Genomic DNA, 22,424 nt, shown 5'->3' with positions numbered 1-22,424 from the left:
CTCAATATCTTCAGGTCTTTGTATTGGATTAAGATGAGGCTCATACGCATTAAAAACCGGCAGCAATTTTTTTTACCTTGAAAAACGCTGCCCCTTGCTGTCCGGTTCATCGGTTTGGTTATATTTTTATGTCCCATTGTTTTCGACGAGTATTAACTCAATACGCTCCGTGTTTCTTCTCATCTTAATTGTGTGTATGGCCACCTGGATACACTCTCCTTGCATAAAACGTGTGGGAAAATCGTTAACAAGCGTTGATTTGTCAAGAATACCTGTCCCTAATTGTAATGAGACTATGACTCCTTCTCGTGGACGAATCTCTTTCACCACTCCTTTGACAATATGGAGCTGTTTGTCTGGAATTATTATGGACCGACGGCCTATTTTAACCGGTTCAGTCGTTTCTGCATGATCCACATTTGTCAGTGCATCTTCGGAATTTATCATCTCTGAAAGGTGTAGTATTTTTTTTCTGGCCTGATTAACAAATGAACGGGCTTTTTCTGTGACGGCCTGTTGGTAAGGTCGGTAGATGTCTTGATGAGTCAGGGCATAATACCACAGCACCCCATGGCTGGTAATAATCAGCCAAAAGATTATCTGATACTTTATCTTCCGAGATTTATGACGATAACATCGTTGAGCGAGTAACGCGCCGGGCCATCCGCCCAACATTTCGAAAATATGCAATCTAAGTTCACTAGTGCGCCATGTCCCTAATCTTGCAGCACGCTTATCTCGGCTATATGCCCGTATCGTGAGGAGGCTCATTCCTGCGTAGATGGCAAGCGGGTGAAAAGAAAGTTTTTGTTGAAGGACAAAATACACATAAAGTCCAAAGAGAAGGGTCATACTGGGCCAGATAATGGTAAAATAAGACCAGGCAATACCTTTAATTTTTACAGAATGTGCGTAATGTTGTTGCTTTTCATCAATGCCAACCTCATACATCAATACATCTTTAACTTTAGGGCGACGTTGATAATGGGGTAACGATTTCACATGGAAAAAAATATCTTTTGTATTGTTATAGGGACGAATAAACCCGTACCCTTTGTCATTATTCCAACTGATAAGTGTCCCTTTCTCTGTCTTCATCCCTTTTTCTCGCTTTAGGTTAAGTCAGGTATCCCCGGAATTCTCTAAATCGGTTTCCTGGCACCGGAGTCGGAGTATCCCGCATTTCTGTTCTGATAGTCAAAATATAATGTTCGTTGGAGTTCAGGGGCCGCCGACCAATGGGAGGGAACAGGGGCTCGCATCTTGTGGTCAGCTGCAATAATTTCATTTTTATCGAAGTTTTGTTGAATATGTTTTTCCAACTTTTTTCGGGTAGATGAAAAAAAGAGCTTGAACCCTTCACAATTCGACATTCTTGAGTTTACAATAATCCATATGCTCGCAAACATGGTCAGCAAACCCAACACCTGCTTCTTCATATAAATTGTAAGCGGCATCAATCCCGGCATCTTTTAACAGTTGCATTTCGTCCTCATAGTGGACAGACGCAGTGATTTGACCGTTGTAACCTCTTTCCTTCATCTGCTGAATTGAAAATATGCTTGTCCGGGGATCCGGCAGGGCCAGCATGACCAGGCAGACAAGGCTTTTGGAAGGTTCGACGCGTTTCCAGAAATCACTGTCGCTGGCGTCTCCGAAAAAGACACGCCTTCCTTTTTTCTGGTGTTCTTTCACTTTTTCCGTGTTAAAGTCAATACCAATCACTATATCACCGTATCTACGCTTTAATTCATCGTAGGCGCTCGTTCCGACGCCGCCCATACCGAGGATTGCAATTTCAGCGTCGCCCGGATCAATGGGCGCATCTTCCGGCAGCCGGGTGGAAGTTTCGAAATATTTCAAGCGGCTTGAAACACGCGCATATATTTTGTGGGAAGCTGAGTTCAAGGGTGCGGCCATGATAAAGGTCAGTGAAAGTGCAATGGCAATTACCACAAGCCATTCACTGCTGATCCAGCCGTTGGCAACCCCGATTGAGCCGACAATAAGACCAAATTCACTGTAATTGGACAAACTGAGGGAGGCAATTAACGAAGTGCGGGCGCGTAGCTTGAAACGGGTAAGAAGGATAAAAAACAAACCGGTCTTGAACGGCATGACCAGGGCTAGCAGCAGCGCGATCATGAAACCTGCGAGTGTTGGAGAGCCGGAAATGCCGATATTTAAAAAAAAGCCGATTAAAAACAAATCTTTGAATCCAAGCAACCTGTCGGCCAGTTCCGGGGCCTTGGGGTGAGTGGCGAAAAGCATTCCCACCACCAGCGCCCCAAGGTCACCTTTTAACCCGACAAATTCAAATCCGCTGTACCCGCCAACCGTCATCAGGATACCGAAGAGCATCAGCAGTTCGCCATGACCGCACATGGCCATGAGTCTGACAAGAATAGGTCTTGCAATAATAAGCGACACCAAAAAAGGCACGGCCCATACGGTAGGAATTTTTCCTGTGGACACCGCCAGAAAGACAACCGCAATAATATCCTGCATAATCAGGATGCCGATTGTAAAAGCCGCATGCCTCGAGGCCATCTCCTTTTTCCCCTCTATCACTTTCACGGCAAAGACCGTGCTGGAAAAACTCAGGGCGAACGCAATCAGCAGCGATGTCTGCCAGGTCAATTGGTCAAATAGGGGTATCCCTGAAAAGCCAAGTATTCGGACCAAAAAGGCGAAAATAATAACTGTTACAATCATGTGAAGGGATGTACCTGCCCAGACTACTGGTTTTGCAAGGCTTTTGATTTTCAGCTTCAGTCCGATGGTGAACAGAAGCAGCGTAACACCGGCGTTGGCTACGGATTCCAGTAGTTCACCGCCTGTAACACCGAAACTGTTCAATGCAAATCCGGCCAGCAGATATCCCACAAGGGGAGGCAGACCGATTCTGCTGATACTAGCACCAAATAAAAATGCCGCCAAAATCCATAATGGGTTCATATATTGAATACCTTATACGAGAAAAATACGATCATTAATGCATACTTTTTCATACGCCTTCTAACTTCCAACAGCACCGGTGAAAACCGGTGCCTGTTGCTTGTTGAAATAATCAAAATCATTTCCCAACGTTTTTGACAGCGTTGTTTTTCCGGTCTGCCGCGGACCGGTCAACAGGATGATCTTTTTATCTAAATCTTCTTGAATATATTTTGTGATATATCGTTCCATGAAGACTTTATTTTGACATTTATTCCGAAATAGTCAAGACTTTTTCGGAATTAAATCCGATAAAGTCGGTGTAATAAATTCTATGCAATAGCGTGAAATCACCCTGCCGTGTGTCCGGTCATGAACGCGAAGTTGAGAGGCACAGCTTTTGCGCGTCCACAGTATCAATATTTTCTCCAGAACTAAGGTCCGCAATCTGCTCAAACTCGGGATATCCCGTAAATATGCCTTCTTGTCTGGAGATGCGCGCAATAAAATGTGGCATATGAGCAAGATTAAATGGGTGATTATCGCTTTGCTAAACAAATATTTCTTTGAATGCGGATTATACCTGCCTCGGAATTAATTTGCCTTATCAGCCGAACCGCCGCGGTACCGATCGTTATGTCAGGTGGTGTGGAAGGGGTCCCAGTGATGGGGGGGGCCTATCCCGATGAGAATATAGGTTGTTTATTGATCAGGGAATTCTGAGTTGATATAAAAAATTAGGATTTCAATTCGTGGATAATTCTTTGGATAGTATCCAGAAGTGCAGGGATTTTTCTTTTGCATGTGAAAAACACTGTTTCAGCATTAATATTGGCATAGTGATGTGTAATAATATCCCTCATCCCTTTTGCTTTTTTCCAGTCAACATCTGGATAGCGCGATAACAGTTTTTCTTCCGTAACTTTATCAAGATTTTTTAAAGACTCCCCAATAACGATGAGCATCATGCAGATGGCATCCATTTTTTCCATCCCGGAGGCAGTATCAGTAAAATCGTTTGGATTTTTAATCACCTTAAATCGCAGAACGACCTTTTTGGCAGCATCTTCGATTTGGTGAAAAATTTCCAATATCAGTTCATTATCAGGCATACACCGCCTTATGGTCTATCCTGTTTTTTAAGAAAGGGTTCATCGAGTCTGTATAAGTTATAATATCAATAGATTTGTTAAGTCTTTTTTCTAAATCTTCCTTCATCCCCGCAAGCATGAAAAAATCGGTTTCAGAAATACGGATAACTATATCGACATCACTCTCATCGCCGGATTCCCCACGAGCAACGGAACCAAAAACGCCAATGGTCAGGATATTATATTGATTAGCAACTTCATTTTTATAGTTACGTAAAATTTCTATGATATCTTTTTTGCCCATAATTTCTTCTCGTAGACTTTAAACTATAAAAATTCTTAATGCATTTTATAACCTAACCATATCATGGTTAGAATATGATCTTAATTGTATCATTTTAAATAATATCATACAATCGCGGCGCAGCTGCCTTGAACGTCGCTTTTCAGCGGTTATGGCTGTTTGCGCTCCGCTGAAAAAGCCCTGTTATGTGATTTGGCGTTTCTTTATACATGCCTTCATCATACTCCATACAACCAAGTGATGAAAAGGTCGAATTAAGTTGAAATACACCGGCCCAGTCCAGTGAAGATATTTAACTGACGTGAATACGTGATACCTTGTAAGATTCTGACTTAATTTTTCTGCTATGACACCAAATAAAGCTTTTAGGTGTTTATCTTCTGGTGTTTCTGAAACCCAATACATATCCTCTTTTGCGTGACGTACAATAAAGAATGATGCGTTTTCTCCAGGCTCAAAGGAAAGATCCTCTGGTTTTATTGAGGGCAAGGTCTCTGGTTTATCATGACGAACTAGCCCGAGTATACCTACAAAAATTTCTCTAATTCTATATAGAAAAATCATCCACCAGGGGTAGTAAGAGAGCATTCCAGAAATAAAACTTCTTAAATCGATATCACTTTCAATGGTTTTGACATCGATATGATCCGCATTCTGGAAATAAATCTCAAACTCTTTGTATTTTTGAATCATATTCATTTTACGGCTCACATAACCGTTTGAGTTCAGGGGCCGCCGAGCGAAGCCGAGAGGATGAGTGGCTCGCCAGTCGCGGTCCACTGCAACGACGTGCTATGAAGCAGTCTCAGACCACACAGCAAATTCATTGCCATATAGTTACCATGCCAAAGTATATACCGCAAAATGAATTAGACGATGTTTTGAAAGCCGTTGGTCCATTCCCTGAGGGTGTCTCTATTAAAGATATCAGCATTGTCATGGAAAAATTATCCCCCGAACTCTGCAACGCTGTCTTAGTCACCTTGTCGGACAGAAGAAGTTGGTTTTAAAAGGCAGGGGCCGCAGTAGCAGGTATGTTGTGAAAGCAAGGGCAGGATTAGAGGCTAAATTTCCAACTCTTAAATTAGAGTCTCATGGCGAGGTTTATATTCCCGTCTCCCAGGAGGGAGAGCAAATTAAACAGATATTCCGCCAGCCAATTCAGAGCCGTCAGCCTATCGGGTATAATCAAAGGTTTATTGATGAGTATATTCCTAATAAAACCTTTTACCTTTCTCTTGAGATTCGCCAGCACCTCTTTGAAAAGGGGCAATCGTCGGATGGGCATCGGCCAGCCGGAACATATGCACGCAAGGTATTTAATCGTGTTCTAATTGATCTGTCATGGAATTCAAGTCGTCTATAGGGCAATACTTACTCTTTGCTTGAAACAGATCGTTTGCTTGAGTTTGGAGAGGTCGCCAAGGGCAAACAGGCAATAGAATCACAAAGCTGCCATCGAACTATTAAATGTTGTGCGTGATGTCATGAGTAAAAAGATGGCCGTGTCTTACATAAAAGAACGGGCAATTGAAAAGATTGAGCCAAAAGAACGGGAGCGTTTTGTTGAAATTGTAGAAACGGAACTGATAGGCCTGCATAAAGGAAATATTGCCCGTTACCGATTGCGACCTGCAGAATATGAGGATTGGAAAATAAAATGGACCGTACAATGATCATAACGTTTTAATAGGTTTGGTCAGTTGCAGTCAGCACCGCGATTCACGGTGGCGCAGCCGCCGCGAACTTTGTTCTTAAGTGGTCGCGGCTTTTTGCGATCCGTTGCAAGAGCATTGTTGGAAATCCATATTAAATCTTAAACTGCTGTTTTGGAGGCCAAAAACATTAACCTAAGACGTTTATGAGAGTGTTATTTAATGCTTTTTGCAATGTTTGTAGTCGCTTATCTCGGTCCGACCCCTTATAAACTTATAAAAGCCCCTTATAAACTTATAACTTCAACCCCTTATAACTTCATTTTCATGTTGTTCTATTAAAAAGTAATTAATCTGCCGGCTAATTGTATCAGTAGAATTCCCAGGGACAGGCATGCACTTAAAACACATAAAAGCCATACATTTACCCTGTTTTTTACAAGCGCTGAAACAGTCAGTCGGCTTTCAACAAACGGTGGTGATCGTTTTAAAATAAATTGTTCCAGGCCTGATTTGTTTATGTTGTCATGTCGTTTCAACGCTAAGACAAGAAGCGTTGACCTGTAAATTTCCCAGCCGACAAAGAAGATGACAGAGATGACCATGAGAACAATTGAAAAAACTCCCCAATAAGGATCAATGTATTCACGAACTAACCCCAATACAGCAAAAAAAGCTATGTAACCGGCAAGCTGTATTCCTTTAATGTATTGGTCCGCTTTTTCAAAATTGTTCTCTACAAAATCTTTGTGTTCATTGAGTAAATTCTGGACGTTTATAATCTCAGCCTGGGATATGGTCTGCTGTTTTTCAATAGCCGGTGCAGTCTGAATAGAAGGCGATGTGTTGCCGGAGGAGATATAATTGAGAATTTCTGACAGATCATTGGACATGATTTTATATTCCAGAGCTGACATCGGGTTGTCTGCCTCCTCCAGCTTTTGTATCATATTGCTAAGTGTCTCAAGAATTTTTCCAGAGTCATCTGATGACATGGTGTCTCCCCAGTGTTCATATTATTAATAAAATGACTGTTTACCAGAAAAGTATGCACAGGGTCAAGAATAGATCAATGTATGGTTTTTCCCAGCGCCAGATTTCGTATAGATAGCAACTCCACCAAATACATTAACTAACAGCATTTTAAGGTTATAGTGAATCCGAATGGATGACTATTGTGCTGGCGCGTGATGGAAAAATCATTCTTCAAGCTACTTATCCGGTTACAGTCCGGTACTTTTGATTAAACGCCCTGTGCGGACCTGCATACAGGTTGTTATGGGGGGCTGCCCGATTGGAATTTTGTAGCTTAATATCAAAACCCGAATATCCATAATGGGATTTTGGCGCTTATACCATGTTCGATATTATCCAAAGCCAGGTATGAATCAGGAATATCCTTGATCTGTTTAAAAGTTTTGCCATTACCACCTATCTCAAAAAGATGTTTGTCATCCACTAAAAAATCACCCTTTGGAGGAATTGAAATCATGTGCTCTTCCTGGTGCATACAAATGAAAAATATTTGCCTTATAGTGCCTGAATTGAGTTTTTCTTTGTCACATATTGCAAGCGACTGGTTTGGATTATTTAAATAAATTTTTTCAGGCTTTTCCAAACCTTTAATACTTTTATTTTTTTTTGACAAACAAGTTATAACTTTACCATCTTCTAAATAACTTAGGACCGCAGATGAAATAAATTGGGCATAAATAGCGCAGAATTTTGGTTCATCTCCGACCTCAATTATTTGTTTTAATCGTTTCATATCTGGTGTAAAAGGAGCCGATCTTGCGATTGTTGAAAGCAGCATTTTTAACTTTTTAATACTGACACCCGCCAATTTAGGATATATTGAAAGTAGATCACTTTCTATTGTCGTGTGCAAACCCTGCTCCAGAGTTCTTAAATAAGTTCCTTCATCCGGATGCTCCAGGAAATAAGGAAAATATCCATGTCGAAGATACTCTTGAAATATGGGTAATATTTTTAAATGCTCTGAATCTAATTTTTGGGTGATCTCAAGGGAATGTTTTTCATGATCCGTCAGAATAGATTCAATATCAATGACCGGTAACTCAATATGATATTTCAATTCAATGAATTCCCTTAAAGAAAGACCCGTCATTTTATAAACGACCGATCGTCGACTTAAATCATGGCTTCCTTTGTGAATTTCCAACGCAGAACTACCGGATACGATAAGTTTGATATTCGGGAAAGAATCATGAATACTTTTTAGCTCTCTTGACCAGTTCGGATATTTGTGAATTTCATCAAGACATAAAATCTGTCCGCCATAATTAACAAACTCCTCTGCAATTCATAAAGAGAATGACCGACAACCATAAAATGATCAACCGGAACATACAAGGCTTGCTTGCTTAAAATATCTTCCTGGATAAAAGAATAGATATATTGAATCATTGCCGTAGTCTTTCCAACTCCGCGTTGACCTGCAATACTAATAATTATATTCATGTACTGGCCGACACTACTACTTAACCTTCCCAACATGTATGACATATCCGGTTTATTTTCGTTAAAATGCTGTTTTGGGGGTCAAAAAGGTATGTTTAAGCATGAAAAACGACCTTTTTTGAGAGTTAAATGCCTGATAATAGCTGTTCTTGTTTGGTCTGACAGGTCCTTTAGTGAGCATGCTTTTTTTTTATACGCAAAGATTATATCGTTTCAAATAACCGGTTCATTTGATTTGATGAGATCATGGTTCGTTCATCACATTATCTATCCTTGTTCGTTGGGAAATTTCAAAAATAAATTTGTCCTCTTTTTCTGATGAAGTTTTTATTTGTCTTTCATTGTGATAAGTGTTTCACTGCATGAAAAAAAAATTTAAACCAGTTTATACAATCAACCAGGAATTTTACTATGTCAGTTGAAGAAAATATGTGTCCCAAATGTAATTCACCCTATGCCTATCCCGATGGACTCCTGTGGATATGCCCTGAATGTGCTCATGAGTGGGTACCTGATCAGACTTCTGATACCCCCTCGGAAGATGAGCCACGATTCCTTGATGCCAATGGCAATCCTTTGCAGGATGGAGATACTGTCACCACCATCAAAGATCTTAAGGCCGGGAAGGATACAATGAAATTGGGTACAAGGGTCAAAAACATCAAACTCCTTGATGACCCTGTAAATGGCCATGATATTTCTTGTAAGATTTCAGGCTTCGGCGCCATGTACCTTAAATGTTCTGTTGTTAAAAAAGCGTAAAGGGAAGTTTAAAACATCGGAAATATATTTTGTTCTTTGGTTATGCTTCTTTGTGGCAAGGAGCTGGACGAAGTCAGCATCGCGATTCATGGCGGCGGCTGCGCCGCCGTGAACACCAAAATCACCGGCTCGCAACCTGTGCATTTTGATTGTTAGATTCTATGAAATAGTTGATATAATCTCTTAGAAGGTCCATTTTGGCATGAAAATGGACCCGCTAAGAGCTATTTTTTGTGGTTTCTAAATTTTTTTATACATATTAACAGTGGGTTATGTTTTTTTGCTTGGTCCGACCCTAAATATAACCCTAAATATACCGACCTAAATATAATGGTCCCTAAATATACTACTAAATATAAAGCTAAATATAAAGGCAACCAAAACCCAACTGAGAATCAATGTGCCTGCGAACACCACTATTCCCTTCATCTGGGGAGCAAGATTGCTTCCCAGCAACACGTACTGAAGCCACGTAACAAAACCGTAGTGAACAATATAGATACCGTATGAGTTTTCACTCAGACTGTCGAAAATACGTACGCGTCGCTTGGCAAACCGGAGAAAGAATCCAGTCATTCCGGAAACCATAGCCCAGCAGCAGCCACAAGAACCAAAAGGGGCCGGCGGTCTGGAAGCCGGAACGGACCATTCCGAGCCAGAATGCTCCATAACTGGAGTCCACTAGGGTAATCAGCCCCTCTTCTAGCTGCGCCGGATAGTATGCCAGGGGAATCAGGAAAAAAACACCGATGACAAAGGTAAGGCCGAGCCTTTTCAGGCGATTTCCAAAATATTTCCAGGCCCCTTTTCTTGCCAGACTCTGCCAAACAAATATGCCGGAGACAAAAAACAGCAGCGGCAGGAAAAACGTTTCGTTTAAGGCCACAATCAAATCAAATCCGATCCAGCGCTGCTCGTTTACGACGGAAGGGTTTTGCTGATCCATTTGCCGAGAATATACTGCATCACCTGGTTTTCCGGAGAAATTGTTTCCGAATTCATTTCGATTTCCTTTTTTTTAAATATAGTAATGATTAACCTTAGCCGGAAACGTTCGGATTTTTAAAACAGGCGAGAACATAAGGAATGAAAAGTGAATCAATTTCGTGAAATATTCATTAGTTGTAGGATTGATTAAAAAAATGTGACTCACTATAATCGATCTACTTTTAACAGTCAACAAAAAAATAGACATTCAACCATTCAAATTAACACCCCAAATAATCGGTGAAATCCGCTTCATTTGGATTGTTTCAGAGTGTGCCCTTCAAAGTGTGCAAATTGTCTTGAATGGTCTGCAGCAATTCTTTTCTTACTTTTGTCTGGTTTGCAAAATCCTTCCAGTTCTTGACCACCGTATTAATTTCCTTAATTATTTTTTTACCTTTTTTTATGTTGTTTGCTTTGGCAACCGTCATTAAATCTTCTTTTCCTATATTCCTATGTTTTCCATTTATGCTTAGCGTCTGCTGGTTTACCCACACATTTTTAGAATCATACGAATAACAGACATCGTATGCTGGCGAAAGTCTCCATTCACCACCCTGTTTCAACTGAAACGAAAAATTTTTAGTATGGTCATCACAATTAGTTGCCAGAACATTAAATACCATTCTGCGGAACATCTGTTCTGCTTCTGGATATTTCAGACGCAATAAACGCATGGTTTGAAATACCTGCTCATAACTGTATCCATAAATATTATTGTAGTCATAATGCTGTATTGCACAGAGGGTCTGGATATGGTGCCTGATGTTGTTTCCCTGCCGATCAAATCGCTTCGTCATAAAGTGGGCTCGGTTGTCTTCTTCTAATAATTCGCATTCTGTCATTTCAATGGCACATTCCTTTGCCATTAGATAATATGCGTATTCAACACGTCCCCAGCCATAACTGTCTCCGAATTGTGCACCACTTACACCGTCAAGCTTTACAAGCCAATGTTCAAATCCCTTGGGTGCTTTAGCCTGACCGGATCTAACTTCTTTTGTTTTTTTATTGTAAGCTATAACGGCCTTGGGTCTTGCCCCACCTGCAGAGGTTCCGATTTTTAAGAGTTCTTTCATAGCGTGTTCATCATCGGCACTGACATTTATTTCAAAATTCTCTCTTTCCGAGAGTATTTTTTTAGCAACTTCAACAAGGCTTGCTATTTCAACAGAAAATGTGTTTTTGCCTGCTTTCAACTGGGCAGGTTCAAACTCCAGGGCACCCATCCCTCTGGTGCCGATAAAACATAGTTTTTCAACCGGATTCATGCTGTTGGATGGACGGCCATTTTGGGCCAGCCATGCTTCAATCAGCAGATTGCCATATTTATCAGGCAGAGAGTCTGCAAGTAAGCCAGGTAAACCCTTAAATGTATCCTCCGTCATATCTTTTGATGGGAGCAGATCCGGAAAGCTGTATACCCTGCTGCCATTGCTGACAGGCATTTTTATCGGAGAAATATCCCAGTTTTTCTCTATAAAACTTTTATCAAACTGGAAACTTGCTAATTGCCGTGCAGCATCCCACCTGACAACACCTGCAAACGTACCCCAGATATGTACATATGCATAATCTACCACCCCAAATCTCCATTTGAATCATTTGTTTTAGGTTTAGGCCTTGCTCTCTTCTTTTTTTTTTCTTTCAATTTGGCGTATTCTATAGGACTGATTGTTTCCTCGATGGTGAATATGTTCAACAAATGGATCAGATCAAGCGCCCTCAATATTTGAATGAGGGTAGCAAGTGTTATAGACTCACCATTTTCTATCTGACTCAAGGTCCAGCGGTTTATTCCAGCATCTTCTGCGACTTGAGCCTGTGTTTTGTTCTGCTCCAGTCGCTGATGTCTAATATAGGCCCCGATGGTGCCTATTATTGCTTTATCTGACATTGCGACCCAATCTGTGTTGGTTTTTTCCATCATTATTCTAATCCACTCACTTTTTGTTAGCATTTACCAACAGATATCAAAACATGCTAAAAAAAACAAGAATAATATGGCATCAAAAAGTTGGTTTTTGCAAACATAAATAATAAAATTGCTTATAATGTTGGCATTTTTGAACTTTAGGGGTATCTTTTGAAAGACGCAAGATGCGTCCTGTCATGGTGGTAATATTCGAAATAATCTGACAAAATACTTTTCAAATATTTCTCGATAAGCACCATTATATGGTTCAGGCAATCACGCCGGATGCTACCGATAACTCTTTCACAATATGGATTTTGCCAGGGGCTGTGAGGCGCTGTCTTTACTTGTTCTATTCCCATATTCTTTATGCGGCCCTGGAACACTTATTGAAGTGAATAACTTTTCGCCGTTCATGCCATAGCACTATAAATACATATAGAATTTTAAAATCAACAGTTGGTACAGTGAAAAAAATATACAGCATAGGTATTATGCGTGTGATTTTTCAGAAAGGTTCGCCAAGTCTGAGAAGGGGGCTTTTTAATTTTATATCTCTTAATCATATTTGATACCGTTCGTTCAGAAATCTCAATGCCCAGCTTAATAAGTTCACCATGCAATATCGGAGCTCCCCAAAGTGGATTTGCCGTTATCATTTTTTTGATTAGTTTTTGAACTCTTTTATCAATGGAAGGTCTTCCTGGTCTTATTTTTTTTGATTTGAACGTCCAATACAGCTTAGAACCCTTTCTATGCCATTTAATTACGGTTTCAGGCTGCACAACAATCAATACATTTTTCCTTCTCGCTACAATCGGGAAAGAATAACCCAGAACAGGCGATCTCTTTTTCGAATTTTAGGACGATGAATAGATTGTTTCATGATGGCCAACTGCTGTCGAAGGGCAAGGTTTTCAATTGTAAGTCGATAATTCATTTTGTATATCAAAAAAAAGATAATAAATGTGTAAATAATTGTTTCCATAATGTTTGATGGCATTATGGGTCACTATCAGAATTGTCAATCATTTCAGTTGTGTCGAATCAATGGGAGGGACAAGAGGATCAGTTTTTTAATTTTAACCGGCATGCGTGTCAGGCGCCTGTTTATTTATTTTTTCCCAAACGGTCATCTGGGATATTGTATGCTGAAATTTTCTCCGGGTCTCACGAATTACAAACTCGATATCACGAGGCGCATTGAGCATTTTGAAATGACGATTGAGAATATCCTTTAATCCCTCCAGAGTTGTATAGGGCTCTCCATCCTTTCGAATTCCTCCCACCCAGTTCTCTTTTTTTGTAAATTCTTCCAGCCAGGTATAAGGAGACGTCAGCACCAGCACTCCGTTGGTATTCAGTCGGGAGTGAATCGTGGTTAAGAATTTCACCGGGTCGTAGAGTCTATCGATCAGGTTGGCAGCCAGGATAAGGTCATACCCCGTGAACTGAGGCTTAAGATTGGATGCGTCAGCCTGAAAAAATTCCACTTTATGCTTGAACTGCTCCAGACCGAATTCTTCAAGTTCTTTCTCGTGGTATGATACAATATCGCCCTCCTCTTGTAATTCAAAATGGATACTGCCTTTCTGCTTCATTTGGAAGGCGACGCGAATAAATCGGGCCGAAAAATCAAGACCGTCAACAGAATTGAACTCCCTGGCAAGTTCAAACGTCGAACGGCCCACAGCACATCCCAGATCAAGTGCTTTTATTTTAGGGCGATCTATCATACATTCGAGCGCCAGTTTCGCACATTTCAACGGGAAATTCTCAATATTATAATAGTCTTCTCCGTAGTGCGCTTGACAATATTGTGATACGGCGTTGTCATTTTCGTACATGGCTTGTTGATCCTCCAATGGTTGTTTGGATTGTATATATCGGAACCCTGCGTGCTGGAAAAAATGGCGGCGGAAGGCATATCTCGAGTCACGGGTGGCCTCATTCCCTGTTGAAATCCAGGAACCGCCTTTTATCAGGTTGTGTTGGGTGTCAAAAGTAGGGGTGGAAAAATCATCGTAAAACGGATGTACTTTAAATCCGGCAAATCCGGTAATCGGGGTTTCCGTCCATTGCCAGACATTTCCGATAATGTCGTAGAAATCGCCAAAGCTAAACCGTGTAACCGGGCAGGATGAGGCCCAGTGTTCCAGGTTGATATTGCCCGGAGCCTTTCCCCAGTATGGCTGATCCGGGATGTTGTGCAGATCCCTTAACCGATACCACTCATCTTCCGTGGGAAGCCGAATCGGCTGGTCAAGTTCTGCCCCACGCCAGTTACAAAACGCCTTGGCCTCCAGATAGTTGACTTCTACAGGCCAGTCCCAGGGCATTTCAATAATCTGTACCATGGTCCGAAGCTGGTACGTGTTCCCTTTTTTGATCCAGAACAGCGGGTATTCGGCTTTCGTAAAATCGACCCAGCGCCTTCCCTCATCTGTCCAGAACTCACTTTTGGAATACCCCTTATCCTCCACAAAGTTTAAAAATTCATGATTGGAAACCAGGTATCTGGAAGCTGAAAAGTCCCAAACATCATACTGGTGTTGGCCAAATTCATTATCCCAGCCGTATAGTGGGTTATTCTTAGATTTTCCCAAGTTTATCCGGCCGCCTGCTACCGGCAGCAATTCGTTTTTTGGGGCAGGACCGGTGTCAGGACAGATCTCCCATAAAGGGAGCATACGGACTTGTTCGATGGGAAGTTGCCGGATAATTACCGAAGAGGTCTCAAGGTGAATCCGCTGATGTTCGATGCCCATCATAATTGCCCAAAACAGATGATCCCAGGTAATGGGCATGACCAGTGGCATGAATGTGATCAAGTCATCCACAACGGTGCGAACTTTATCCCGATAAGCTTTGACTTCGGCCACTGTCGGCCAGTCATAGTGGGATTCATCCAGATCATCCCATGACATTTCATCCACGCCAACTGAAAACATAGATTCATACCCGGGGTTGATGCGTTGATCAATGAGTTTTGCAATGATCAGCTTATTGATATAAAAGGACGCCGTATGGCCTAGATAGAAAATCAATGGCTGCCGCAGCGGCTCAGCCCGGACAAAAAAACTCTCATCGTCTTTGAGGGTTTCATATAGCTGTTCATCAAGGCTGTATGTCGCGTGAAAATAGTCGCGAATCTCCTCTTTCTTAACTTCAGCACTGCCATTATTCAGAATAATGGTTCGAGTATTACGGATATCTTGAATCACATTTCACCTCTTTATTTTAGGTGTCAATTTGTCCCGAAAATAACCTTAGAATGTTCGTCATGATATTTACTATCAGCAGGTTCAGTGTTAATAGATCAAAAAAAGCCCGAAAATAGTATCTGAACATGATAAATAAAACCGCTTTTAAAAAAAAAGATCACCTTGTTTAGTTAGACGCGAAGTTCAATTAAGTCACAACTGATATTTTTACCGACAATTTGAAGGATTGCGACAGTAACAGGTAATGAGAAACGTCGGGGTCCTGCACTGCCAGGGTTTATAAAAAACACTCCGTTTTTATTTTCAATTTTCGGTTTGTGAGAATGACCTGATATCACAGCATCAAAGCCTGCAGCAACAGGATCTAAGTCAATTTCATGAATATTGTGAAGCAGATAAATAAATTTACCCGAGATTTCAATCACATCGCTAATTGGAAGCGTATCTCCCCATGCAGATTTGTCGATGTTTCCTCTTACTGCAAAAACAGGAGCAATAATTTTAAGTCTATCAATTATTTCTGAGTTACCGATGTCACCAGCATGAATAATTATTTCTGATCCTTTAAGCGCATTGATTGCTTCAAGTCTAAGCAAATTGTGAGTATCTGAAATTATTCCAATCAAGGTCATCGCTGATTTAATTTCCCTTAACGGTTAAGCTCACGGGCCACCGAGCGAAGCGAGGGAACAAGGTTCCACTAAACTTTGTTAAGAGTAGCACAGTTCCAAAATTGCCACAGCCCTTTTAATAAAAACCGCCCCTTGCGGTCCAGTGCAGCGCTTGGTTATGCTCAGTTTCCAAGTGTATTATTTTCATAAAGAATATGGATATAAAACCAATAGTCATCAGTTACAAATGTCCCTGGCAAAACGTTGTGGCTGAACATTTTGTACTTTCAGTTAGGAATGATATGTTGAATCACATGCTCATCTTTAATGAAGAACAATTAAGGGACTTCATGAAACAATATTTCGAATATTACAACAATGAAAGATGCCATTTGGCAGTAGGCCGGGATTCCCCAAACGGACGAGAAATCCGAAACAAACCATTTAAATCTGCAAGAATTATCTCTTCTCCCAGAATCGGCGGATTACACCATATGTATAAATGGAATAAAGCTGCTTAAGCTAATTCTTCGAGAACAAAAAATTGAAATTCAAAATGTCTGTATAACTGCGTCCTGTATTTGAAATCTTGTCGTTTGTTCACGCTTTAATTAAATCCTGTTATTAAAATTTGACCAGATTCAAAAAATTAGAGTTGGCTTAAACTATAGCTCAAGATCAAATTAACATGAATTTTCTATCGGATTCTTTTTTGGCGAACCACAGCCGAAAACAGAAACACAAGCCACATAATGCTGTCGCTGTTTTTCAGAATCTCCGGCAGTATTTGCCCGAACAACTTATCACCAAGCGGTCTATAAAGAGAAAAAGCCAGCAAGCCACCCGGCAACATGATAGAAAAAAATCGACCACGCCAAAATAAAAATTCCCCGGATTAAATTTCATTCCTCTCCTCCTCACAAAGTCATTTTCCGCCCCAGATGATCTTCAAAATTACAGCGCTCTTACTTTTCCTTGCAGCCTAAACTTTGAACATCTGCGGGCTATATCCCGTTTCTATCGAATCCGCGTAATTTTCAACGAGATTTTACCTTTGTTGTTAAAATACCGGCCTTTCATGTCATTGGCATAAAAATAGAGTTCGCCGTTATCTGGCATATTCACAGGTTCATTGCCGGGGGTGATGACTGCAAAGGTTTTGCCATCCATCATCCCGATGGTTCCTGTGAGCACATACCAGCCGGTCTTGGAAGACCGTTTTAAAAACCCGGATAAAAACCAAATGGTTCTGTAAAAAGATCCATGCCATCCGGTTTCCGGGTCTGATTCGACATCACCGTCAACCCAGTTGTGAACCGCCTCTATTTCAAATGTATAGGACTCGCCCTCTTTAACCTTCACAGCACCGGGGTTCCAGGGGCGGCAGGCACAGATGGTTACGTTTTTGATCTCCCGGAGTTCCAGTTCGATCGCAGGTTCGGTCTCTTTGTCTTCCAGCCGACACAAGGAATCCTGGTTACAGCTGTCCGGCTGTCGCATCAAAGCGCATCCCGACAGTATCAGACAGACAGCGAACAGGCAGATAAAACGGGTGACGTTTAGAGATTGGATAGGGTGCGGCAATTTGAATCTCCTTTACTGGCGGTTGCAAATTTTATTTTCCAGATCCTGTGGAAAGACCACGGTTCGAGGGGTCCACCCCGGATCCAGTTCCTTCATCCCACTGATGAACTCTTCCGATTGGTTTAGCAACTGGGCCGCGGCAATGGTCAATGCCTCTATGGCTGTCTGGTCCAGGTTGAAACTGGTTGGCAGTAACTGAAGATACCTTCTGATGCAAGGCTTCTTGACATAGTCAAAGGCAAGTTCGGTAAAACTGAAACTATTGGATATCGGATTTGGTATCGGTTTCGAGTCGGGACAGTCCTCCAACAATTTGTTGCAGGAATTAACGGTTCTTGACAGTTGCTTCATACTTTCAAAATGCTCCCGCATCATTTCCACACTGTCCAGGGAAACGTCATCCATTGGACCGCCTGTGACCACCCCCAGAACATCCTTTATCCCCGGAGGCTTGGAAGTTTCATCCCATTTGTGTTTCTTGCTGGTTTTCGCGTTGACCGCAATCACCATCAATTGTTTTATGTGGCCCAGATTCTCTTGAGTCACCAGACTCCATGCAGCGTCAGTCGTGGTAATGGCGTTGTACGGCCCGCGAAGACCAAGGTTGTCCGATAGGCCGCCGTCCAGCAGATGGCAATACGACCTATGTTTTTCACGGTAGGATACGGCTGCCTTGGCGTCGATTTTTCGACGGTCATTGTCCTGTTTGTCGGACAGACCTTTTTTAATCCAGTCAGGAAGCTTACCGCAGTTTTTAATGCCGTAATTATTAAGTGTCAACGGGGTAAAGGCCACCGGGAAATCTGATGAAGCTGCCACCCCCCTGGCAATGGATACCCGGTTTAAATCCGAGCAGAGCAAATCGAACTGGTCCTGGGTAAATTCAAACCGGTGGGCAATTGAGATGTCCGTTGCATTGAGCAGTAAAAACGGGACACTGCCGCGGGGACGATTGAGCAGATCGCCAAAGGTCTGTTCCTGAAAAATTTTTTTGTGATAATACTCGGCAGCAAGGTCAATCCGGCTGAAATCGGGAGCAGCCAGACGGCCCCAGTTATAAGGATTGAAAAGGCTTAAAATCAGGTCTTTTTCAATATTCCGGTAAAGCATTTTTCCCGGAAAATCTTCAAAAAATCGGTCGCGAAAAAGCGCGTAATAGGCTGCAGTAAAGCTGCCGCCCGATACCGATGAGATAATTTCCACATCATCGAGCAGGGGCCTTGCCTGCCCGTCAATGGTGTAAGAGATCAGGTTGAGTTCCTGCAAAAGGCCGAAGGAAAACGCGGCTGCCCGGGTGCCGCCGCCTGAAAAGGCAAGGATAATAAATGGTTTTTCAGGATTATGTTCTTGGCGAACCAGATCGTATCGGTAGCCTTCATTGGGATTGACGGTATTGAGTTCCGGGTTTACCGGATAATGGGCGCATCCGGCAGCAACGAGAACGAAAAAACCGATTAAGATGATTCTTATTCTGTTTGACATACGAAAGGCACCTCCATGGGCAGAATGGGGTCGGTATTTTTAACAATTTTGTTCTGCAACGCTTCTTTGCATTTTTTCCAACAAGACATTTCATTTCAATATCATGGTCACCCCGGTTGCACTGAAAGACATGAAGTTCTCCGTTTTGAAAATTTGGACCCTGAAATACACCATCCAGCTTTACATTGCCCTTTCCCGGGCAGGGAACCTTAAAAAATTCCATTTTTTTCTCCCTTTTTTTTATGGGTTGCAGGCCATTTCCAGTAGATGATTACGGGGTCACGGCCTGTGCCTATCAGTTAACGCAAAATTGATCCGTGAAATATTTGTGTTACAAATTTTTTATAGAGTTCAACGAAGGTTGAGCGGCTGCGCTGCTAAAGCTTCAGCGGGAAAATATTATCTGTCGATTGTACATCCCGCGCCCGGCGTCCTTGTTAACGTCCTGCTTCAGCCGCAGCGCAGCCGGTCGGCTGGAAGCGGAAGTTATATGGGCTAATCTTGACCATTTTGTTATATGTCTGTTGTGGGCAAATCCTTTAGTTAAATATTTTCTATTTCGTGCTTCTGCCCTCCTTAATGGTCAAATGGTCTGGAGGAGAACGTCTGATAAAGACATGGCATCAAAAGAAAGCCAAAAAAAAGTCCGCTCTGGTTTCTCCTCGCTCATTGCGCAGCGTAAAGTTCGGGATCATACGCTTTTTCATCGAAGGTGACATTCGCCTCGATCCCGAATCCACGAAGAAATTCGGACAGTATCATTGTCGCGTTGGCTTTAGTCTTTTCGACAATGCCTTTATCGATTGCTGTTTTTAAAATTGTCTTCATCGCTTCTCGTCGCACACCTTCCCTCTGATTGTCGGTCGGTGGTTCGAATCCGGTTGTGGTTTGCCAATATAGGATCATACCAAAATACCAGCGCATTGCAGGTTTTTCAAATTTTATTATCAATAGCAAATGAACCTGATATTCAGTTGTGCTTCTTGCTGAAAATTAAATAAGGAGCACATAATGTATCGGGCGTTTATCCGGCTGTTGACTTTTCAGTTCACAACAATTCAGATCCTGTTCAAATCAAAAGATAACCTTATTTTGGAAACAATAGAACTGCGGCAGCAATTGGCGACTTACCAAACAAAGAAAGAAGACTCAAAAAATATCACAGATCTAACCCATTCGTTATTAGTCGCATTAAAAAGGGCCTGGCCAAAATGGATGGATGCTCTGATAATCGTTAAACCCGAAACTTTTATCGACTGGCAAAGGCAGCGTTTTAGGAAATATTGGACTAAAAAGTCAGCCAAACGTAAAAGGCTTGGCAGGCCATCAATAGTTTTGGAAATCCGTCAGCTTATAAAAATCATCGCGAATACATAATGGGCATGGATTTTTTTACCGTCCCAACCATTAGCTTCAAGACTCTTTATGTATTTTTCATTATTGATCATGCCAGAAGAAAAATCATTCATTTCAATGTTACTGAGCATCCTACAGCAGAGTGGGTGGTTCAGCAGTTGAAAAATGCATTTCCTTTTGACAGCGCTCCAAAGTATTTGATCTTTGACCGGGATTCAATCTTTTCTGTCCGGGTAAAACAATTCATAAAGGATATGGGTATAAAACCAAAAGTCATAAGTTACAAATGTCCTTGGCAAAATGGTGTGGCTGAACGCATTGTCCTTTCAGTTCGAAATGATATGTTAAATCATATGATTATTTTCAACGAAGGCCAATTGAGGGACTTCATGAGCCAATATTTCAAATATTACAATACTGAGAGCTGCCATTTGTCAGTAGGACGGAATTCCCCAATCGGACGAGAAATCCAAAATAAACCATTTAAATCTGCAAAAAGTATTTCCTCTCCCAGAATCGGTGGATTATACCATGTATACAAATGGGATAAAGCTGCCTAAGCTGATTTTTAGAGAACGAAAATTTGAAAATAAAAATTTCTGTATAGCTGTGTTCTGTATTTGAGATTCTATGGTATCCTCAAGGCTTAATTAAATCCTGATATTAAAATTTGACCAGATTCAAAAAGTAGAACTGACTGAAACAGTAGTTTGAGATCAAATCATCTTGTATTTTTCCCCAGATTCTTTTTTGTCTAACCACAGGTAGAAATTACAGCTAAATTAAAATTACGCATCTTCTGATCATTTTGCAAAGGACAGGAACATCTCCCGGACACCGTGGACTTACTCAGAACTTGAGGCTTTCTGTAAGACAGCGTTCATTTCGGCCAACCCTATCTTTCCATCTCCATTGCTGTCTGCACCAATCGTGATCGACGGATTGCCTGGAACCTTATTAACAAGAATTTGTGCAGCCATGATGGCGTCTTCCAGGGTGACTTCCCCATTGCTGTCCACATCACAGGGAGGGACGTTCGGGAAAGCATCGTTCTTGTCGTCTACACAATCTCCATCCGAATCAATCGTTTCCAAGGGGTCAGAAGGAAACGCATCCCCATTGTCACCGACACCATCTCTATCAGAATCTGCCTGTTCGGTTTTATCGTAGGGAAAGACATCATCAACATCGGCTGCACCATCATCATCTGTGTCAAACGGAAAGCAGACCCCACCCGCGACAACATGATCCATACCGGATAAATCATATTCATGATCCGCGTCAGGGCCGCCTCTTGTCGACCAGTCCGGGAAAACCGTATAGCTGCCGTCGCAGATGTTTTGAATTTTTCCAGCCCCCACAAGATCACCATAATTATCTATCACGCCGGGGTTATTAATTAACCCATCATTCTTGATGGTCCCCCAAACTGGAATGGTCAGTGATTTTTCAATGGATATCAGCCCCTGGTTGTTGATTACATAAGAAGAAAAATTTTCAATAAACCCGCCATTAACAACCAGCTCAGCACCAGGTTCTATATGAATAACACTAAAATTATTCAGCATACCTTCCAGATACCAACTCATACCACTGCGTATGATTAAGGGCTCGTATACACCCGTAAAAGTATTTTCAGCGTTAATATGGCAAGTGTTGTTCGCATCGGGTTGCAAAAATTCAAACGTTCCAAAGTACTGTGCGCATAACGCTTCGTCCACAGTATCCGAACATTCTTGAACCGGGCTTAAAATGGTGCCGCGCCCGGTTGAGCCATTTTCATCAAGAAAGCCGCACTGATTGATGTTGCCGTCCGAATTTATGATATTTCCGTTGTTAATGATTACGCCTCGATTTTTTACCGTTCCGGTCAGGATTAAATCCAGATCAACCAGCAAGGTTTTATCATAACCCATCTTTTCGAAAAAATAGCCAGAAACTGCTATTTTTACTCATATTTTATGGCACCACAAAAAAATATTATAATAAAATCAGCAGATTACAAGTCAGACTTTCATTGCTGGTCAATGTAGTG

At 41.6% G+C, this 22,424-nt stretch carries 28 protein-coding genes and 1 pseudogene; 6 read left to right on the top strand and 23 right to left on the bottom strand.

Annotated elements, in window-relative coordinates:
* Positions 1-126: 126 nt before the first annotated feature.
* From Q1Q15_RS22515 to Q1Q15_RS22490, 6 genes are all read right to left on the bottom strand, one after another.
* The gene (locus Q1Q15_RS22515) at positions 127-1,098 is read right to left on the bottom strand and encodes a DUF1294 domain-containing protein (RefSeq protein ID WP_300464889.1); all 972 of its coding nucleotides are present in this window, start codon (positions 1,096-1,098) and stop codon (positions 127-129) included.
* A 261-nt stretch (positions 1,099-1,359) separates the two neighbouring features.
* Positions 1,360-2,958 (bottom strand): cation:proton antiporter family protein, encoded by a 1,599-nt coding sequence (locus Q1Q15_RS22510; RefSeq protein ID WP_300464887.1) that lies wholly within the window; start codon positions 2,956-2,958, stop codon positions 1,360-1,362.
* 60 nt (positions 2,959-3,018) lie between these two features.
* Positions 3,019-3,189, bottom strand: coding sequence for a hypothetical protein (locus Q1Q15_RS22505; protein ID WP_300464885.1), 171 nt, complete (start codon positions 3,187-3,189; stop codon positions 3,019-3,021).
* Positions 3,190-3,674: 485 nt separating this feature from the next.
* Positions 3,675-4,049, bottom strand: a complete 375-nt coding sequence (locus Q1Q15_RS22500; protein WP_300464883.1) for a HepT-like ribonuclease domain-containing protein — start codon at positions 4,047-4,049, stop codon at positions 3,675-3,677.
* Positions 4,042-4,332 carry a nucleotidyltransferase domain-containing protein gene (locus tag Q1Q15_RS22495; protein ID WP_300464881.1) on the bottom strand — a complete coding sequence of 97 codons (291 nt, stop codon included), beginning with the start codon at positions 4,330-4,332 and terminating at the stop codon, positions 4,042-4,044. Before Q1Q15_RS22495 ends, Q1Q15_RS22500 begins: the two co-directional genes overlap by 8 nt.
* A 183-nt stretch (positions 4,333-4,515) precedes the next feature.
* On the bottom strand, positions 4,516-5,031 hold the full coding sequence (locus Q1Q15_RS22490) for a DUF2867 domain-containing protein (protein WP_300464880.1): 516 nt from the start codon (positions 5,029-5,031) through the stop codon (positions 4,516-4,518).
* 340 nt (positions 5,032-5,371) lie between these two features.
* Between Q1Q15_RS22490 and Q1Q15_RS22485 the strand changes: the two genes are divergently transcribed.
* A complete protein-coding gene (locus Q1Q15_RS22485; RefSeq protein ID WP_300464878.1) occupies positions 5,372-5,698 on the top strand; it encodes a hypothetical protein in 327 nt (108 codons plus the stop codon).
* Positions 5,699-5,819: 121 nt separating this feature from the next.
* Positions 5,820-6,008 (top strand): hypothetical protein, encoded by a 189-nt coding sequence (locus tag Q1Q15_RS22480; RefSeq protein ID WP_300464876.1) that lies wholly within the window; start codon positions 5,820-5,822, stop codon positions 6,006-6,008.
* Between the two features lie 317 nt (positions 6,009-6,325).
* On the opposite strand, the gene Q1Q15_RS22475 is transcribed toward Q1Q15_RS22480, so the two are convergent.
* The 4 genes and pseudogenes from Q1Q15_RS22475 to Q1Q15_RS22465 all read right to left on the bottom strand — a co-directional run bounded on the left by Q1Q15_RS22475 (position 6,326) and on the right by Q1Q15_RS22465 (position 8,468).
* Positions 6,326-6,982, bottom strand: a complete 657-nt coding sequence (locus Q1Q15_RS22475; protein WP_300464874.1) for a hypothetical protein — start codon at positions 6,980-6,982, stop codon at positions 6,326-6,328.
* Positions 6,983-7,302: 320 nt separating this feature from the next.
* Positions 7,303-8,082, bottom strand: coding sequence for a hypothetical protein (locus Q1Q15_RS22470; protein ID WP_300464872.1), 780 nt, complete (start codon positions 8,080-8,082; stop codon positions 7,303-7,305).
* Between the two features lie 66 nt (positions 8,083-8,148).
* Positions 8,149-8,259 (bottom strand): annotated as a pseudogene (locus Q1Q15_RS25600) (hypothetical protein); the annotation flags it as partial.
* A complete protein-coding gene (locus tag Q1Q15_RS22465) occupies positions 8,226-8,468 on the bottom strand; it encodes a hypothetical protein (protein WP_300464870.1) in 243 nt (80 codons plus the stop codon). The pseudogene Q1Q15_RS25600 and the gene Q1Q15_RS22465, both read right to left, overlap by 34 nt.
* 411 nt (positions 8,469-8,879) lie before the next feature.
* Here Q1Q15_RS22465 and Q1Q15_RS22460 point away from each other — a divergent pair, with 411 nt between their 5' ends.
* Positions 8,880-9,230 (top strand): zinc ribbon domain-containing protein YjdM, encoded by a 351-nt coding sequence (locus Q1Q15_RS22460; RefSeq protein WP_300464868.1) that lies wholly within the window; start codon positions 8,880-8,882, stop codon positions 9,228-9,230.
* Positions 9,231-9,551: 321 nt separating this feature from the next.
* On the opposite strand, the gene Q1Q15_RS25595 is transcribed toward Q1Q15_RS22460, so the two are convergent.
* From Q1Q15_RS25595 to Q1Q15_RS22425, 9 genes are all read right to left on the bottom strand, one after another.
* Positions 9,552-9,806, bottom strand: a complete 255-nt coding sequence (locus Q1Q15_RS25595; RefSeq protein WP_363321036.1) for an acyltransferase family protein — start codon at positions 9,804-9,806, stop codon at positions 9,552-9,554.
* Positions 9,745-10,176, bottom strand: a complete 432-nt coding sequence (locus tag Q1Q15_RS22455) for an acyltransferase family protein (protein ID WP_300464866.1) — start codon at positions 10,174-10,176, stop codon at positions 9,745-9,747. The genes Q1Q15_RS25595 and Q1Q15_RS22455 overlap by 62 nt, the downstream gene beginning before the upstream one ends.
* Positions 10,177-10,483: 307 nt before the next feature.
* Positions 10,484-11,800 (bottom strand): type II toxin-antitoxin system HipA family toxin, encoded by a 1,317-nt coding sequence (locus Q1Q15_RS22450; RefSeq protein WP_300464864.1) that lies wholly within the window; start codon positions 11,798-11,800, stop codon positions 10,484-10,486.
* Positions 11,794-12,147, bottom strand: coding sequence for a helix-turn-helix transcriptional regulator (locus tag Q1Q15_RS22445; RefSeq protein WP_300464862.1), 354 nt, complete (start codon positions 12,145-12,147; stop codon positions 11,794-11,796). Before Q1Q15_RS22445 ends, Q1Q15_RS22450 begins: the two co-directional genes overlap by 7 nt.
* Before the next feature lie 143 nt (positions 12,148-12,290).
* Positions 12,291-12,494: an integrase core domain-containing protein gene (locus tag Q1Q15_RS25590; protein WP_363321035.1), complete on the bottom strand. Its 204-nt coding sequence runs from the start codon at positions 12,492-12,494 to the stop codon at positions 12,291-12,293.
* 90 nt (positions 12,495-12,584) lie between these two features.
* Positions 12,585-12,926 carry a hypothetical protein gene (locus Q1Q15_RS22440; protein ID WP_300464860.1) on the bottom strand — a complete coding sequence of 114 codons (342 nt, stop codon included), beginning with the start codon at positions 12,924-12,926 and terminating at the stop codon, positions 12,585-12,587.
* Positions 12,927-12,943: 17 nt separating this feature from the next.
* On the bottom strand, positions 12,944-13,072 hold the full coding sequence (locus Q1Q15_RS22435) for a hypothetical protein (RefSeq protein ID WP_300464859.1): 129 nt from the start codon (positions 13,070-13,072) through the stop codon (positions 12,944-12,946).
* A 142-nt stretch (positions 13,073-13,214) separates the two neighbouring features.
* Complete coding sequence (gene ovoA / locus Q1Q15_RS22430; RefSeq protein ID WP_300464857.1) at positions 13,215-15,356, bottom strand: 5-histidylcysteine sulfoxide synthase; 2,142 nt, start codon at positions 15,354-15,356, stop codon at positions 13,215-13,217.
* Positions 15,357-15,526: 170 nt separating this feature from the next.
* Positions 15,527-15,988, bottom strand: coding sequence for a metallophosphoesterase family protein (locus Q1Q15_RS22425; RefSeq protein WP_300464855.1), 462 nt, complete (start codon positions 15,986-15,988; stop codon positions 15,527-15,529).
* Between the two features lie 194 nt (positions 15,989-16,182).
* On the opposite strand from Q1Q15_RS22425, the gene Q1Q15_RS25585 reads away from it, so the two are divergent.
* Positions 16,183-16,488: an integrase core domain-containing protein gene (locus Q1Q15_RS25585; RefSeq protein ID WP_363321034.1), complete on the top strand. Its 306-nt coding sequence runs from the start codon at positions 16,183-16,185 to the stop codon at positions 16,486-16,488.
* A 496-nt stretch (positions 16,489-16,984) separates the two neighbouring features.
* Here the strand turns inward: Q1Q15_RS25585 and Q1Q15_RS22420 are convergent, their stop codons facing one another.
* The 3 genes from Q1Q15_RS22420 to Q1Q15_RS22410 all read right to left on the bottom strand — a co-directional run bounded on the left by Q1Q15_RS22420 (position 16,985) and on the right by Q1Q15_RS22410 (position 19,984).
* The gene (locus Q1Q15_RS22420) at positions 16,985-17,551 is read right to left on the bottom strand and encodes a hypothetical protein (protein WP_300464853.1); all 567 of its coding nucleotides are present in this window, start codon (positions 17,549-17,551) and stop codon (positions 16,985-16,987) included.
* Positions 17,552-17,563: 12 nt separating this feature from the next.
* A complete protein-coding gene (locus Q1Q15_RS22415; RefSeq protein ID WP_300464851.1) occupies positions 17,564-19,033 on the bottom strand; it encodes a patatin-like phospholipase family protein in 1,470 nt (489 codons plus the stop codon).
* A gap of 666 nt (positions 19,034-19,699) precedes the next feature.
* Positions 19,700-19,984 (bottom strand): DUF4230 domain-containing protein, encoded by a 285-nt coding sequence (locus Q1Q15_RS22410; protein ID WP_300464849.1) that lies wholly within the window; start codon positions 19,982-19,984, stop codon positions 19,700-19,702.
* Positions 19,985-20,044: 60 nt separating this feature from the next.
* Here Q1Q15_RS22410 and Q1Q15_RS22405 point away from each other — a divergent pair, with 60 nt between their 5' ends.
* Both Q1Q15_RS22405 and Q1Q15_RS22400 read left to right on the top strand, forming a co-directional pair.
* A complete protein-coding gene (locus Q1Q15_RS22405) occupies positions 20,045-20,410 on the top strand; it encodes a hypothetical protein (RefSeq protein WP_300464847.1) in 366 nt (121 codons plus the stop codon).
* Positions 20,410-20,949, top strand: a complete 540-nt coding sequence (locus Q1Q15_RS22400) for an integrase core domain-containing protein (RefSeq protein WP_300464846.1) — start codon at positions 20,410-20,412, stop codon at positions 20,947-20,949. The genes Q1Q15_RS22405 and Q1Q15_RS22400 overlap by 1 nt, the downstream gene beginning before the upstream one ends.
* Positions 20,950-21,234: 285 nt before the next feature.
* On the opposite strand, the gene Q1Q15_RS22395 is transcribed toward Q1Q15_RS22400, so the two are convergent.
* Positions 21,235-22,305: a hypothetical protein gene (locus Q1Q15_RS22395; RefSeq protein ID WP_300464844.1), complete on the bottom strand. Its 1,071-nt coding sequence runs from the start codon at positions 22,303-22,305 to the stop codon at positions 21,235-21,237.
* Between the last annotated feature and the right edge of the window lie 119 nt (positions 22,306-22,424).

Source organism: Desulfobacula sp. (assembly GCF_030145145.1).
Classification (GTDB): Bacteria; Desulfobacterota; Desulfobacteria; order Desulfobacterales; family Desulfobacteraceae; genus Desulfobacula.
Note: the sequence above shows the minus strand (reverse complement) of the source record. Positions and strands in the feature narration are given on the sequence as shown.